Here is a 14,572-nt window from a genome sequence, read left to right on the forward strand (position 1 = left end):
ACCCGGGGGGGGGGGGGGGGGGGGTTGTGTGGGGGGGGGGGGGGGGGGGGGGGGGGGCGGCCCCGGGGGGCGCCCCCCCCCACCCCCGCAACGGCTTCAGGGACGCAGCAACGCCTTGATGGCGCGACGCTCGTCCATGGCCTTGTAGCCCTCGGCCACCTCGGACAGGGGCAGCTCCAGGTCGAAGACCTTGCCCGGATCGATGCGGTCGGCAAGGACCAGGTCGATGAGGTGGGGCAGGTACTCGCACAGGGGCCGGGCCGCCGCGCAGACCGACGTGGGAGTAGAACAGCTCGGCGCCGTCGACCGCCACGCCGTGAGGGACGCCGACGAAGCCGACGTTGCCACCGGGGCGGGTGGAGTTGAGTGCCTGCCGCATCGACTGCTCGTTGCCCACGCACTCCAGCACGCGGTCGGCGCCGATCCCGCCGGTCAACTCCTTGATGCGGGCCACCCCCTCCTCGCCGCGCTCGGCGACGATGTCGGTGGCACCCAACTCGGTCGCCAGCTTCTGCCGGGAGGCGTGCCTGGACATCGCGATGATCCGCCGTGCCCCAAGTTCCTTGGCGGCGATGACCGCGCACAGGCCGACCGCATCGTCACCGACGACGGCAACCGTGTCGCCCGGCTGCACATCGGCAGCCCGGGCGGCGTACCAGCCGGTGCCCATCACGTCGGAGCAGGCCAGCAGGCCGGGGACGTACTCCTCGTCGGGCACGTCGGGTGTGGCGACCAGGGTGCCGTCCGCGAGGGGGATGCGGATCTTCTCGGCCTGGCAGCCCTCGGCACCGACGAATTCGCGGTGCAGGCAGTTGGTCCGGTAGCCGTTGCGGCAGTTCGGGCAGGTGTTGTCGGAGGCGAAGAACGAGCCGATGACGAACTGGCCGGGCCGGACGGTCTTCACGTCCGCGCCGACTTCCTCGACGATGCCGACGTACTCGTGGCCGAACGGGGTGGGCTGGCCGACCGGGTTGATGCCGCGGTAGTCCCACAGGTCCGACCCGCACACGCAGGTGGCGACCGTGCGGATGACCGCGTCGGTCGGGTTCTTGACGGTGGGGTCGGTGCGCTCCTCGAAGCGGACGTCGCCAGGGGCGTGGAGAATCGCGCCGCGCATGATGGTGCTGCCTTTCTCAGTCGAAACGGACGTGCCGGCCCTCCCGAAGAGGGCAGTGCCGGGATGCCGTGGGCAGAAGCAGGGGGCGGAGGGCCGGGTCAGGGCCGAGGCCGCCGGCGACAGGCGCCTAGAAGCTCCGCAGCAGGGCGGCCCGCGCGGGCCCGACGACGTCACGTGCCACGTCGCGCACGGCCCTCCCGGACGCGTGAACGCCGGTCTCGGCGTCGACGCGCCGCGGAGATCTTCCGTCCCGGTTTTGCCACAACCGGCCCGTGCGCGAGGCGGCTTGTGCGGCGTTACTTGCCGCTGTAGACGGGGAAGGCGCTGTGCTCCCCGTAGTCCACGTCGCGCAGGTCGCGCAGGACGTCCATGTCCGTGTCCGAGATCTCGAAGTCGGCCTCGGCGTTGGAGCGCATGTGCTCGGGGTTGGCCGTCTTGGGCAGCGACACCGTGCCCAGCTGCAGGGTGTAGCGGATGCACAGCTGAGGGACGGACACCCCGTACTTCTCGGCCATCGCCTGGACGTCGGCGTTCTTCAGGATCGCACCATGGGCGATCGGCGAGTACGCCTCGACGAGGATCTGCCGGCTCTCGCAGTAGGCCAGCAGCTCGGCGGGGGTGTTCCCGGCGTGCACCAGCAGCTGGTTCACGTGCGGGACGACGCTCGCACCGTCAAGGATGTTCTCCAGGTCGTGCTGCTGGAAGTTGGAGACGCCGATCGCCCGGATCTTTCCGGCCTGGTGGGCCTCTTCCAGCGCGCGCCATGCCTCGCGGTTGCCCTGGGCGTAGTCACCGCCGCGGAAGTCGTCCCACGGCTGCGGGCTGTGGATCAGCATCAGGTCGATGACGTCCAGACCCAGCTGCTCGAGGGACCCGTCGACCGCGGCCAGCGCCTGGTCGTAGTCCTTGATCTCCGCGGCTAGTTTGGTCGAGACGAACAGCTCCTCGCGCGGCACCCCCGAGGTGCGCACACCCTCGCCGACGCCGCGCTCATTGCCGTACGCCTGGGCGGTGTCGATGTTGCGGTAACCGACCTGCACAGCCGCACGAACCGCGTCGGCCGCCTTGTCGTCGTCGATGAACCAGGTGCCGAGCCCCAGCTTGGGGATCTCGACGCCGTTCGCCAGCGTGTAGGTCTCCTCCAGGACGGTCATGCGTTCGCTCCGTTCTTGGGCAGCTTGCCGTACACCTCGTCGGTGACCGGCTCCAGCCATTCGTTGCTGACGTCCTCGCCCGGGGTGATGAAGGCGAGGTGGGAGAACCACGCGTCGGCCTTCGCACCGTGCCAGTGCTTCGTGCCCGCCGGGACGCGGATCACCGTTCCCGGATCCATGCTGACGGGGTCCTCGCCCTCGGCCTGGTACCAGCCGCTACCCGCCGTGCACAGCAGGATCTGGTCCCCGCCGCCGGCCGTGCCGTGATGGATGTGCCAGTTGTTGCGGCAGCCCGGCTCGAAGGAGACGTTGCTGACAGGGACGCTGCCCGAGGCGAGCGGAGCCAGGTAGCTCTGGCCGATGAAGTACTCGGCGAAGGCGTCGTTCTTCTCCCCGAGGGGGAACATCTGATCGAACTCGTTGGCGGTCATCTCGTTCCTTCCGTTACTCCCACACGCCCCGCCACCGTGCGGGGCGTGGACTGTCCTGCGTGCACCGCCCGGTCAGGCCGAGCGCTCGTCGGCGATCTTCTTCAGCTGCGTGATCGCGGTCATCGCGTTGGGCCATCCGGCGTAGAACGCCAGGTGCGTCAGCGCTTCGGACAACTCCTCCACGCTCAGCCCGTTGTCCAGGGCCACACCCAGGTGGTACGGCAACTGTTCACTGCGATAGAGAGCGGCCAGCACACTGACCGTGACCAGGCTGCGGTCGCGCGGGGAAAGCTCGGAGCGCTCCCACACGTCCTTGAACAGGACCTCATCGGTGACCTCGACGAGCTTCGGCGCGATCCCGGCCAGTTCACGAGGCGCGGACTGCTGAACCATGAGCTACTCCCTGTGACAGTACGAACACAACGATGCGGCGTTGTTCACTGCCGGCCCCTTCCGGCCGCCAGGCATCCCGCCGGCGGGCCCCCGCCTTCGGGACCGACCCCGCACTATCGAGGTAACCGCAGCTCACCAGCGTCCGGAAGGCACTGTCGTAACAGGTACTGACAGGGCCCCCAGCCCCCTCGGACCCGACCTAGCCTGGACGGCATGGACACCGCCCACGAGATCCGAGAGTTCCTCGCCACCCGACGCGCCAAGATCACGCCGCAGCGGGCAGGCCTGCCCGCCTTCGGCGGCAAGCGCCGGGTGCCGGGACTACGCCGCGAGGAAGTCGCCCTGCTCGCCGGTGTCAGTATCGACTACTACGCCCGCCTGGAGCGCGGCCACCTCGCCGGCGCCTCGGAAGAAGTCCTCGACGCCCTCAGCCGGGCCCTCCAGCTCGACGACGCCGAACGCGCCCACCTCAACGACCTGGCCGCCGCCCAGCGCGCCCGCCCCGCCCGCCGCGCCGCCCGCAAGAGCAAGAACACCGGATGTTCCGGCAGGTCCGGTGTGGTCCCATGCCTGCCGCCTTGACGACCTTGCGCTGCCGTACGCACTGCCCGAGCGGGCCACCGAGTGCCTGGATCTGGGGCCGGGGTGGCCACGTACGTGGACGGTGACGTGGAAGGTCGGGAAGTCCGATGTCATCGTCCCGGTGAAGGACCTGTCGGCAGGGCCGGCGATGGCATCGGTGCCGGTACGGCGGTTCTCTTGGCGGACCGGTCAGCGCCACCGGCCCGGCCTGGAGTGCCTGGTGACGACCGGTCGGCAGCACGGCTTCGAGAGTCTGGCCGAACGCTGGCTGCTGCTGACGGGTTGGCCTTTTTCTCGAAGCCAATCAGTAGCTAGCGGCTCTGGTTCGGGATGTTGCTCCCGGCGGGACCGTTCGAGTGCTGGACCGTCACGCCGGTCGCGATACGCAGGTGCAGTCCGCGCCGCTGGAGGACCTGCGCGGGCGGTGGCGCGGTGCTGCTGCCCGGTCTCCTCGCGGTGGTGGTCCGGCGTGGGATCGACGTGATGTGGATGGCCCAGCCGCCCATCCAGGTCTCGCCCGCAGGGAACGGGGAGCTGAACATCGCTGTCGCCGGCGCCGACGACGACGAGGTGACAGCGTTCTCCGCAGATGACACGCGCACCCTGCTCGGCCGGATCCAAGCCCAGTACGGGACCAGGTAGCCAGGACGGTTCGAAGCCCCCTCGCCCGTGGCTGCGAACTGCAGCCACGGGCCCGTCGGCGGAGCGGTCCTCAGCCGAGGAAGCTGTCGGCGGCCCCCTCACCAGACCGTGCCCAGGCGAGTGCTGCGTGCATGAGCCTCGTGTTGGCTTCGTCTACCGAGTCCAGGAGCGGGCTCCAGGTGCTCGTCATCAGCGAGCTGGCGAAGCCGAGGACGGCCCACTCTGAGCGGGTGGCGTACACAGGCGCCTCCTCCATCGCGAGCGGCCGCGCGACCCGGTCCCACTCCACGTAGGTCCACACTTCCTCGGCCGGGGGCTTGCCCAGGTACTCGGCACCCAGGGATTCGCCGTTCGGGCCGTCCAGCCGCAGCAGTCCGGCCACTGCCAGCTTGGCCGGCCACGACCCGTGCTCGGCCAAAAGGAAGACGGCCGCCATCTCCTGATGCTGGCCGTCGTTCCAGGACCGGATCGAATCCCAGAGCAGGCTCGGCAGCTCCTGGGCGACTTGGGCGGCGCGCACAGTGGCGTAGGAGTTCATGGTTGCCCTCTCGGGTCGGTCTCCGCCTTCTGAGGGCGGTAGACCGCCCCGGAGTGACCGGCCGAGGCTCTTGCGGCCTCCCCGACTCGGCAACCACCCGTTCGGGGCCGAGTCCAATCAACGCCGGGGGCGGAAACGGTTGTTTCCGCCCCCGGTCGCGATTGTTATGTGGCCTGCTGCCCCTGTGGTTCTTCGCCCTCGGGCACGGACTGCTGTACGTCGATGACAGGAGGGAGGGAGGGGGGTTGGCGGCGTGCGCGGATCCAGCGGGCGCCCCAGGCGCAGCCAGCCACGACGAGTGTGGCCCCGAGGCTCCCAAGGAATTCGGGCAGGGCGGAGCGGAGAAGGTTCACAGGGCAGCCCGGAGCGCGAGGGCCCGACCGCTCCGGTGCTCCTTTGTGGATTTGGTTTCGCTGGTGGTCTCCCCGCCCCGGGCCCAGGCGGATGATCCTCACCCGCGACTCGGCCGGGACGGCGGACCGGTCGATTCGAGGGCGGTTGGAGGCCAAGGCGAGTTTGCTGGAGCCCGCTCGCAGGCCGGGCGGGTTGATCGGTTTCCTGCAGAATTTGATCGAGCGATCCGCCGGTCACATCGGATACAAGTCTTCCTGCACTGCATCCCTCCCTCCCCAGCGGCAGGGCCGCCCCCGGCGTCTCCGGCCGGGGCGGCCCTTTGTCCTTCGATCCGGCGTCCGCTACTTCTTCACGTGCGCGGCGTCCAGTCGTCGATGCGGTACGTGACGCCGGTCGTCTGGCCGGCCTCGGCGCCCGGGTCGATCAGGTCCAAGAACTCGACGAGCTTGCTGTAGAGCCGCCCGCAGAGGGCGGAGGCCGCGATGTCCTCCTCCTTCGACCCGTCGTGCAGCGACCTCAGGAGCTGGGTGAGGTTGTGGCCGGAGAGGATCACCTGCTGCATCCCGTCACGGGTCAACGTGTCAAGCTTCTTGATCCGTCCCTCCGGCAGGTTCGGATCAACGGTGAACTGCCGGACCTCCGTATTGGTCGGGGCGTGCCGGAGCTCCAAAATCGACGCCGCGTGGGTGCTCTTGGTCCACTCGGGCTTCCACTGGCCGAAGGCGCGGATGGCCATGAAGGTCCAGGTGTACTCGTGGCAGACCAGGGTGAGGTACGAGACGCCGGTGGCCGCCTTCAGATTCTCGTCGTGCACGGCCAGGTCGGTGGCGTTCTCCGCGATGGCCTTCTGCCGGGCGGCCCGGTCCTCCTCGCGCCACCGCTTCTCCTGCTCCCACTGCTCCAGTTCGATCTGCCGCTTGGTGGCCTGGTTGGCCCGGTGCTCCTCGCGCCACGTCTTGAACATGCGTCCCGCTCTCCGGTCATTGCTGAAAGTGATCCAAGTGTGTGGCTCCGTATGCAGGCCCCGGTAGTCCGCTTTCGGTTTTCCGTGGCTCATCACGCGTAGTCCGGTGCCCCAGGTGTGCCGCCCGCAAGTCACGCCCACGCTGTCCGCGAATTGCGGACAAGGATGATCGCGTCGGATAAGCCCTCCTTATCCGATGCGATAAACCGAGCATGGCGAAGGGTCAGGTCCCCTTGCCGGAAGGTGAGGAGACACCCCGTCATGAACAATCCGGACCAGCTTCCCGACTGCGGCTTCGCACCTGACGGCCCGCTCGACGTCTACGCCACGTCGATCACCGCGGCCGACGTCGCGGCGATGGAAGCCTTTCTCGCGGCCCGGCTCGATGAGGTGGGCGCCCGCTACCAGCCGACCGCCCCGGAGACCCGCATCGCCCAGAGTCTCTACGAGACCGCCGGATTCCAACTCGACTTACTGAAGGACACCCTCACCGTCTCTCAGCCGGAGACGCTGAAGGAACGGCTGGAGCTCTGGAACGGCCTCGTGCACACCCTGGAACCGTGGCGAGGCACCCCGGGGCACGACGGAGAACGCTGGCGCCTGATCACCTGGACCGACGAGACAGCCCCCGTCCGCGCCCGGCGCCGCGCCGCCCAGCGGCGGGGGGCACGGTGAGCGCCGCGGTGACGGCCGTGCCGGTCACTGCGGAGACGCTCGCCTGTGGCACCTCCGGTCCGGAGGTGCCGCCAGCGTCGGTGGACGAGGTGGTCGTCGAGCGCCACGAGCTCATCGAGCGGTGGGCCGAGCGCCACGGCGTGGACGCCGCCCGCCGCCTGGCCGAGGCCGAGGACCTGGCCGACGCCGTGGCGAAGGAGATCACCCCGGAGAACACGCTCGACACCTACGCCAAGAGTTGGCGGGTGTGGACCCGGTTCTGCGCCGCCGCCGACTTGCCGGAACGGGAGGGCAGCCGGGGCGCGCTGGTGGCGTTCGTGACGTGGATGCTGCGCGAGGGCCAGCAGACCGGCGCGGGCTACGCCCCAAGTTCGGTCTCCACCCACCTGGCGGCCGCCGTCGTCGGGCTGCGCGAGCGCGGCGTGAAGGTGTCCGGCGACGATCAGGCCGAGGCCCGCGCCGCGCTGGAAGGCCTGGCGGTCAGGCTCCTGCAGAACGGGGAACGGCGCGGCCGCGGACAGGCGGTTGGCGCCGACATCGATGGGCTGCGGGCCATTGCCCGCGCCTGCCCTGACACCCTCACCGGCGACCGCGACAAGGCCCTCACCCTGACCGGCTTCCATTACGCTAGCCGCTCCCAGGACCCGGCCGGGCTGCTCACCGGCGACCTCACCTTCCACCCCCGAGGCCTGGCCGTCGCCGTGCTCACCGGCAAGACCAAGCACTCGGTGCGCACCGCCAAGATCCCGTACTCCGACGACGCCGAGATCTGCCCCGTGCGGGCCTGGACCACGTACCGCACTCGCCTGGCCGTCGAGCACGGTCCGCGATGGGCCGACCCGTCGGCGCCCGCGTTCGTCGGCATCGATCGGTGGGGCCACATCACCGGCAGCATGGGACCGGACTCCGTCACCCGAGCCATCAAGCGGATTTCCGCCCGGGCCGGGGTGCCGGTCGCCTGGACCGGGCACTCCCTGCGCATCGGCCTCGCCTCCGTCGGCCGGAGGAACGGCAAGGACGGCATCGCCATCGCCGACCAGGGCGGCTGGGCCCGGCACTCCCGTTCGATGCTCGGCTACATGCAGCGCGACGACGGATGGGACGACAACGCCTCCGCGGGTCTCACCTGACGAGATCGCCTCCTTCAGGCTTACGACGGTTCTCCAGGTCCCTCGGGGTACGGGAGCACCCAGGGGCCCAGCGCGGTCGCCATCCGCCTCTTCACTACCCGCTCCTCATAAGCGCGTTGCACACACGCCCGTCCGCAGTACTTCCGGGGCTTCGTGCCCAAGCTGTCGGGTTTCGGCTTCCCGCACCAGGCGCACGGAGTCGGAACGCTGCTGCCAGCACTTGCTTCAGACATGGCCCAAGCCTCAGGCCGGCGGGAGTGGGGTCACTACCGGACTGAGCAGCCGTCACCCGGACGAGGAGCACGCGGCCACCGAGGGTGGCCTGCAGGCTGGTCCCATGCAGGGCGGTGACCACTCCACCTTGATCAACGCTTTCATCGGGATTGTCAGCCAGGAGGGTTTCGCCGGTTCGGCAGGGAAATTCCAGGAGCGAGACGAAGCTGTTTGTCGGAGGGTTATCGCCCTCGCTGGGCTGCGGGTAGAGCACCTCGGTTTTCTGTTGCCGCGTCACCCATTTGGGGGCCTCGTGCCTAAGTGAATCGAGGGTTTCTCGGAGGCACCCCGGCGCACTAGGACCTCCTGGGACCAGATCGCCAACACACCTGGGACGTACCTGGGACCGCAGCCGAGTGCACCCAGCAAGCGGGCCCTGAGCTGCGCTCGGCCGCAGGGGCAGCTGCGGTCAATGGACCCGTGGACCGCTGTCGTTGACTAGGCAGCTGCAGTTAATTGCCCGGCTCAGACCTCTGTGGGGGCGCCCCTCACGTGCTCCTCCTGAGGCGCCCGTCGTCTCGCCCCAGTTCGTCCGGCCCCTTCTGTTCGACGCCTGACGACGCCCGTTTGACGCCTGCCCGACGGGCGTCGTCAGGGGTCGGACAGAACGGCGGACATCCGTGTCCGGACACTGGCCGGGGCCCCAACCGTGTCCGGACACCTGTGTCTGACGCATGTAGTACAGCGTCGGTGAGAGGTAATACGCCGGTGTGACGGGAGCCGTCACGGGTCAGGGAGAGACAGACGTCTCTCTCTGTCTCTCTCGTCTGTCTCTCTCCGACGAGAGAGACAGAGAGCTGTCTCCGGACACTCTCCCGGGAGCCCTCAGCCGTGTTCGGAGACCTCGTGTATGACAGGGGCACGCCTGGCAGGACAGGGCGAGACCGTCTCGGGACATTCGTGTCCGACGCGTGTTTTACAGGCGTCACACAGACGTAATACGCCTGTGTGACGAGAGGCGTCAGGCGTCGGACAGAGAGACAGACACCCGTGTCCAGACACCTCGTGTATGACAGGGGCACACCCGGCAGGACAGGGCGGACACCGTGTCCGGACATCCGTGTCCGACACGGTGTCACAGGCGTTGTCAGGATCTGCGACGGGCGTCGTCGGGCGTCGCTTCACATGGATCCAGGTTGTGTCCGGACACTGGCCGCGGCATTCTCGCCTGTCCGTCTCCCCCTGGCTGCTTGCTGGGTGTCTCACCGGCTGGGGGCCGGTGAGATGGGTGAGCCACACCTTGATCAGTTATGTGTTCGGTCCACTCGACACAGCTGCACCGGGCGTCTGGCGGCTGCATCCGGTGCAACCGAGTGCGCACTCGTTTGCAACCGATTGCGCACTCGTTGGCCGGTCAACTCGGCCGCGGGGTGCATCCTGCTCGACTGCGCCTGCGTCCTCGCCCATGTACCTGACCGGTGCATGTACATCGAAATCCATCTACCCCATGTTTAGGGTATTGGCCCGATCAATATTCAGGAGCCTCATTGGATTCCTGTAGCTATTTGATGAGCGAGCAGCATTATTAATGTGCGCTAACGGCAATGGCAGTGCCGTATCTAGTCGCATTGCTAATCGACTAATGCAGTAATGACCACTTAGATGATATCTAAGTGGTACTCTGCCCGTACAAGCAGCGAGCTACGGATGCGTAGCTCGGCTTCTGGTCCGGAACATGACTGGACCCCGTGCCTCCGCCAGACAGCGAAACACGGGGTCCCCGGTGATCGGACTACCGATGGGTCCACCCTGGCCGGGGTGGGCCCATCAGCACTTACTGGGGCCAGATGCTCCACGTGCGAACCGCGTAGTACGCGGCCTGGAGCAAGCTCGCCCCCAGCTTTACCGCGTCTGCGGCGCGCTGGAGCTTCGTCCTCACCGGCTCCTCGCCCTGACGGGGCGTGTCACCGGACACCTGTCACCTCCCCTCACTGGATAGATCCAGCTGGGCTCTACCTCAGGGAAAACCGTCGGGAGGTGTAATGGAGAGTACACCATGTGAAGACCCCAAAATGCTCTCTCATGGCACCCTCGTAACAATGGCAGACACGGCTGACAACGGCTGACAACGGCAGCCGATGGAAGCTGGATCCCTTAATCAGCCAGGCAATTTCTCTACGTCACGCAAGGCTTAAGAATTAGGCGAGCGCTCTTCTCGGGAATGGTGCAGGTCAGCGGGCATTTTCCACCTCGTCGGAGCTGGTCCACAGCCCCGACGCACCGTCCCCCAGCGCCCGCCGGCCCTTCTGCGCGGAGACGGCTTCACCGTCACGAGCGGCCTCTTGGGGATCGCAGGGGGCAGCGCGTTTGGCAGGCAGCGGCCTCGGGGGAACTGCCCGAGACCGGGAACGATTTGGGCGTATTGGGGCCTGTGTCGCCACCTGGGCTGGGAGTGCCGAGGTTCCCGTACCCGCATGTGTTCGCACAGATGGGCCTGTTGGGGAAACACCACGCCCATCGACTCGGCCCTGTTCTCGTCGCCATGGTGATCCTGGCCCTGACGCACAGCACCGAGGCCGCGACCGCCGTCGCCACCATCGGGGGTCTGTGACCGTGGTCGGAGGAGCCCAGACGGGCACGCGCTCCCGGCGGTAGCCCTCGTGGCGTGACGCACCCGGGCGAAGAAAAGCCCCGGACTGAACGGCCCGGGACTTCCTTCGTGTTGGAGTCCGGCCGGAAGTTCCTTCGGCGCGGCATGCACGCCGCCGACTGCCCGTTCCGGGCGCCTACGGCGCTGAGGTACGTCGGCTCCGCCCCCTTTGGGTGGCGATGTTCAGGGCCTCTCAGCGGCGCTGTGATGGGCCGGAGCGGCCCTGGGACAACGGCGGCCTGTAGCTGGACGCTTGGGGCGAGATACGGGCGGGGGGGTTTCCCGTGCCTGCTGAAGCTCTGCCCGTGCCCGTGTCTCTGACTGGTGCAGAGACGGGTGGTGCTCAGCGATCCGGGCCCGCAGCGCTTTCTCGGTGCGCGCGTCGTCGGCGATGGCCCGGTACATGGCCGCGTTCTTCCGCGCTTGCGCCGCCTGGCCGTGGACGCGCGAGACCTTCTTCTGGTCGCTGGTGTCGATCTGCTGGACGCGGATGGGCACTCGGGTCTCGCGCATCTCGGTGAGCCGGGCCGCGAGGGTGTCGACGTCCGGCGCCTGGTGCTCTGTGGCACCCAGCACAGCGGCGTACGGGCTCGTCTGCAGGATCGTCCACGTGGCCTCGGCAGCACGAGAGGCCGCGACCCGGGCGTCGGCCGCCTCCCTCCACCCGGCGGCGCGCTGTTCGGTGGCCTGCTGCTTGAGCTGCCGGTGCTCCTTGCGCGATGTGCCTGCCAGGCGGAGCGCGATCCGGCCCTTGCCGTCGGCGGCCGCGAGCTGGCGCAGGTGCTCATCCGCCGTCGCCGCATGGACGGCGGCCGCGGTTTCGCGGGCCTGCTCGGCACGTACGAGGACCAGCTGCGCGTCGGCTGCGTCGAGCAGCAGATAGATGGGCGTGGCTTCTCGCCGGCCCCGGGTCTCTCCCCGCGCGTGGTCGGCTGCGAGCTGCTCCAGCAGGGCCCGCTCGGTCTCCTCGGCCACGGCCGCCGTCTTGTCCTCGCGCCGGGCCTCGACGGGACTGACAGCGATCAGCCGGGTCAGCTCCTGGTCGCTCCGGTCACCGTACGGGCGCCGGTTCCATGGGCTGACCCGGGCCAGCTCCTGTTCCTCCTTCATGTCGGCGAGCCGCTGCTTCTGCTCGTCGGTCAGCCGGTACTCGCGCTCCGGGAGGGTGGCTCGCTGCCGCTGGCCGTGGATGGTGGTGGACACCGACCGTGCGAGGGCGGCCCGCCGGTCGACGGTGCGGGCCTGCGACGGCACGCGCGCGGGCACGGGGGCCGGAGGTTCGTGGAGCAGGTCAGAGACCATCGAGTCCGGCCGCGACTGCCCCAGGAAGCGGGCGAAGGCGTCGACGGCGCGCTCCAGGCGCTCCTTCTCACTGCGGGCGTTCCCGAGCCGGGCACGGGTGTCCTCGTTCTCGATGGCCGCGAGCGGCAGCCACAGGTGATTGGCCCTCTTGCCCCGGATGAGACCGGGGTAGGTCGCGAATGCGTTGGCGCCGTGTCCGTACAGCAGGCTGGTGTCGCAGGTCATGCCCTGGGAGGCGGCGATCGTCATGGCGTACCCCAGCGACAGGGCACCCGAGGCGACCTGGTCCGGGGTCAGCCACGCGGACACGTACGCGTCGTCCTCGCCGCGGCTGCGGGTGCGGGTGCGGGTGCGCCAGGTGATCTCGATCCGCCCGTCCTGCGCGATCTCGTTGACGACGGCCCGGTACCCGTTCAGCAGGTCCGGGCCCTCACCGCGGCGGGAGCGGTAGTCGTTGACCCGCACCCGTACGGCGTCGCCGACCGCGAGGGTGAGCCGGTCGCCGCCGGGCAGGGCGTAGGTGTGCTCGGTGCCGAGTTCGCCGGCGGCGCGGCGGATCTGCTGAGCCCCGGCGTTGAGCGCGTCGACGTCGACGTTGCGGGCGGCCAGGACCACCAGTTCGTCGACGAGGTCGTGGGTGTCGGGCCACCGAGCGTGCCGCAGCTCGTCCCACGTGGTGAGGATCCGCGAGCGGGCCTCGTCGGCGGTCTCGACCGCGTGGACGCGGCCGCGGTCGGCGAGCAGGCGCAGCGCCTGGTCGTGGTCGCCGGTGCGCCAGACCTCCAGCGCGTGCCGTTCCGCGGCGTCCTCCTGGCGGCGGTTCTCGTGCTGCGTAAGCCCGCCGACCAGGCGGTGGCACTCGCGGAACCATCCGCCGGCACCAATTGCCTGGAGCTGGAGCGGGTCGCCGATGCCGATGACCTGTGTGCCGGTGCGGGCGGCCTCGGTCATCAGGGCGGCCGCGGACCGGTCGTCGACCATCGTCGCCTCGTCGACGACCAGGACGTCGATGCCGGTGAGTCCCTTGCCGGTGCGGATCTGCTCCAGCCAAGCCGCGACCGTACGGGCGGGGATCCCTGATGCCTGGGTGAGGTTCTGGGCGGCGACCGCGCTCAGGCAGGCCCCGGCGTAGGTGGTGCCGGTCGCGTCCCACCCGATCCGGCACGCCTCCATCAGCGTGCTCTTGCCCGCTCCGGCGACGCCGACGACGGTGTCGATGCCGTGGCCGGCTGTCAGGATCCGGGTCACTGTCGCGGTCTGCTCGCCGGACAGCTCGTAGCCGGCCGCGACCTGGAAGACGTCGATCGTGGCGGTGGCCTGATCCGGGGTCAGGGCGACCGCGCTGTCCTCGTGCCGGGCGAGCGCCTGGTCACGGACGAGGGCCTCGGCGTCCAGGATGTCCTGGGTGGTGTACCGGGCGGTCGACGTCATGATGGTGGACCCGTAGTCCGGCACGCGCACCGCGTACCCCGCCACGTCCAGGACGTCATCGACGAGCTCGTCGAGGCGGCCAGAGACGTCGTCCAGTCCGTACTCCAGCGCGATGCCGACCGCGGCGAGCAACTGCGCGCGGCTGAACGTCTTGTCGCTGCGGGTGAGACCGATGTCGGGGTCGAACACGATCGCGGCGATGTCGGCGGGCGGCGGCATCCGCGGCCCGGTGCCGGGCCCGTCGACGTCGACACCGGCCTGCAGGGCGCGCTGCCTCCAGCTCTCGCGCATCGTCGTCGCGTCCGCCCCGTGCTTGGCGCGGAGTGTCTCGGCTGCCGCACGGTCGCGCTCCTGGCGCCCGGCCTCGTCCCCGGCGAGCTCGACCAGCAATCAGATCGACAGGAAACCAAAGCCCGCCATCGATGTACGCGTAGGCGGCATGCACCTGACTATCCAACGTATTCCCTACGGACTCGTCGTTATCGCCACCGGAGTGATCAGCACTGTCAGCGGCTCCGCCTGGCTCACCCGATAGGACTCTGCCGACCAATACACAACCAGCACAACCACGAGGGCCCAGGAACGATGCAGGTTCCTGGGCCCTCACTCATCTTCCGCCAGGACACCTTGAGCGGCCAATCAGCAAGAGGGACGCCACTGCATCCACCGTCCGGGGCGACCGCTGCGGTCATCTCCGCCAAGCGACCACGTACCCTCGGACGCGACAAGACTCCCGGCGCTGCCTGCCGGGGGTCTTGTAGGTGCGGGGTCCGGTCACTGCCGCGCGAGCCCGACGGGGTCGATCTCGAACGGGAACGGACTGCTGAGATGCAGCAGCTCACGCCGCCCTTGCCCTTGCCGACGCGCTGGACGCACGTGCCTTCGAGACCGGATCGGGAGACTTCCTCACCACGGAGTCAGCACACTCCGCGTTCGACAAAATGGCGCGTATACCATGACCGCGTTTTGGCCCAGCACAAGGATCGTCGATGAACG

10 protein-coding genes and 2 pseudogenes are annotated in these 14,572 nt (G+C 69.0%); 5 read left to right on the plus strand and 7 right to left on the minus strand.

What is annotated here, in order from left to right:
- Window positions 1-96: 96 nt before the first annotated feature.
- The 4 genes and pseudogenes from ACIRP2_RS37175 to ACIRP2_RS37190 form a co-directional block, all read right to left on the minus strand.
- Window positions 97-1,117, minus strand: a pseudogene (locus tag ACIRP2_RS37175) (zinc-dependent alcohol dehydrogenase family protein).
- A 296-nt stretch (window positions 1,118-1,413) separates the two neighbouring features.
- Window positions 1,414-2,271, minus strand: coding sequence for an aldo/keto reductase (locus ACIRP2_RS37180; RefSeq protein ID WP_404258198.1), 858 nt, complete (start codon window positions 2,269-2,271; stop codon window positions 1,414-1,416).
- Window positions 2,268-2,702, minus strand: coding sequence for a cupin domain-containing protein (locus tag ACIRP2_RS37185; protein ID WP_404258199.1), 435 nt, complete (start codon window positions 2,700-2,702; stop codon window positions 2,268-2,270). The genes ACIRP2_RS37180 and ACIRP2_RS37185 overlap by 4 nt, the downstream gene beginning before the upstream one ends.
- 72 nt (window positions 2,703-2,774) lie before the next feature.
- Window positions 2,775-3,095, minus strand: a complete 321-nt coding sequence (locus tag ACIRP2_RS37190) for a carboxymuconolactone decarboxylase family protein (RefSeq protein WP_404258200.1) — start codon at window positions 3,093-3,095, stop codon at window positions 2,775-2,777.
- Between the two features lie 213 nt (window positions 3,096-3,308).
- On the opposite strand from ACIRP2_RS37190, the pseudogene ACIRP2_RS37195 reads away from it, so the two are divergent.
- Together ACIRP2_RS37195 and ACIRP2_RS37200 are read left to right on the plus strand one after the other, a co-directional pair.
- Window positions 3,309-3,617: pseudogene (locus ACIRP2_RS37195) on the plus strand (helix-turn-helix domain-containing protein); the annotation flags it as partial.
- 390 nt (window positions 3,618-4,007) lie between these two features.
- Window positions 4,008-4,319 carry a hypothetical protein gene (locus ACIRP2_RS37200; protein WP_404258201.1) on the plus strand — a complete coding sequence of 104 codons (312 nt, stop codon included), beginning with the start codon at window positions 4,008-4,010 and terminating at the stop codon, window positions 4,317-4,319.
- 70 nt (window positions 4,320-4,389) lie between these two features.
- Here ACIRP2_RS37200 and ACIRP2_RS37205 read toward each other — a convergent pair whose 3' ends face one another.
- On the minus strand, window positions 4,390-4,857 hold the full coding sequence (locus ACIRP2_RS37205) for a hypothetical protein (protein WP_404258202.1): 468 nt from the start codon (window positions 4,855-4,857) through the stop codon (window positions 4,390-4,392).
- Between the two features lie 703 nt (window positions 4,858-5,560).
- Entirely contained in the window at window positions 5,561-6,175 is a 615-nt protein-coding gene (locus ACIRP2_RS37210) for a hypothetical protein (protein WP_404258203.1), read from the minus strand.
- 261 nt (window positions 6,176-6,436) lie between these two features.
- On the opposite strand from ACIRP2_RS37210, the gene ACIRP2_RS37215 reads away from it, so the two are divergent.
- From ACIRP2_RS37215 to ACIRP2_RS37225, 3 genes are all read left to right on the plus strand, one after another.
- The gene (locus ACIRP2_RS37215; RefSeq protein WP_404258204.1) at window positions 6,437-6,850 is read left to right on the plus strand and encodes a hypothetical protein; all 414 of its coding nucleotides are present in this window, start codon (window positions 6,437-6,439) and stop codon (window positions 6,848-6,850) included.
- The gene (locus ACIRP2_RS37220; protein ID WP_404258205.1) at window positions 6,847-7,980 is read left to right on the plus strand and encodes an integrase; all 1,134 of its coding nucleotides are present in this window, start codon (window positions 6,847-6,849) and stop codon (window positions 7,978-7,980) included. The genes ACIRP2_RS37215 and ACIRP2_RS37220 overlap by 4 nt, the downstream gene beginning before the upstream one ends.
- 2,689 nt (window positions 7,981-10,669) lie before the next feature.
- Window positions 10,670-10,804 (plus strand): hypothetical protein, encoded by a 135-nt coding sequence (locus tag ACIRP2_RS37225; RefSeq protein WP_404258206.1) that lies wholly within the window; start codon window positions 10,670-10,672, stop codon window positions 10,802-10,804.
- A 222-nt stretch (window positions 10,805-11,026) separates the two neighbouring features.
- On the opposite strand, the gene ACIRP2_RS37230 is transcribed toward ACIRP2_RS37225, so the two are convergent.
- Window positions 11,027-13,966: an AAA family ATPase gene (locus tag ACIRP2_RS37230; protein WP_404258207.1), complete on the minus strand. Its 2,940-nt coding sequence runs from the start codon at window positions 13,964-13,966 to the stop codon at window positions 11,027-11,029.
- Window positions 13,967-14,572: the final 606 nt, after the last annotated feature.

Origin of the sequence: Streptomyces sp. NPDC101194, assembly GCF_044767885.1 — a bacterium.
Classification (GTDB): Bacteria; Actinomycetota; Actinomycetes; order Streptomycetales; family Streptomycetaceae; genus Streptomyces.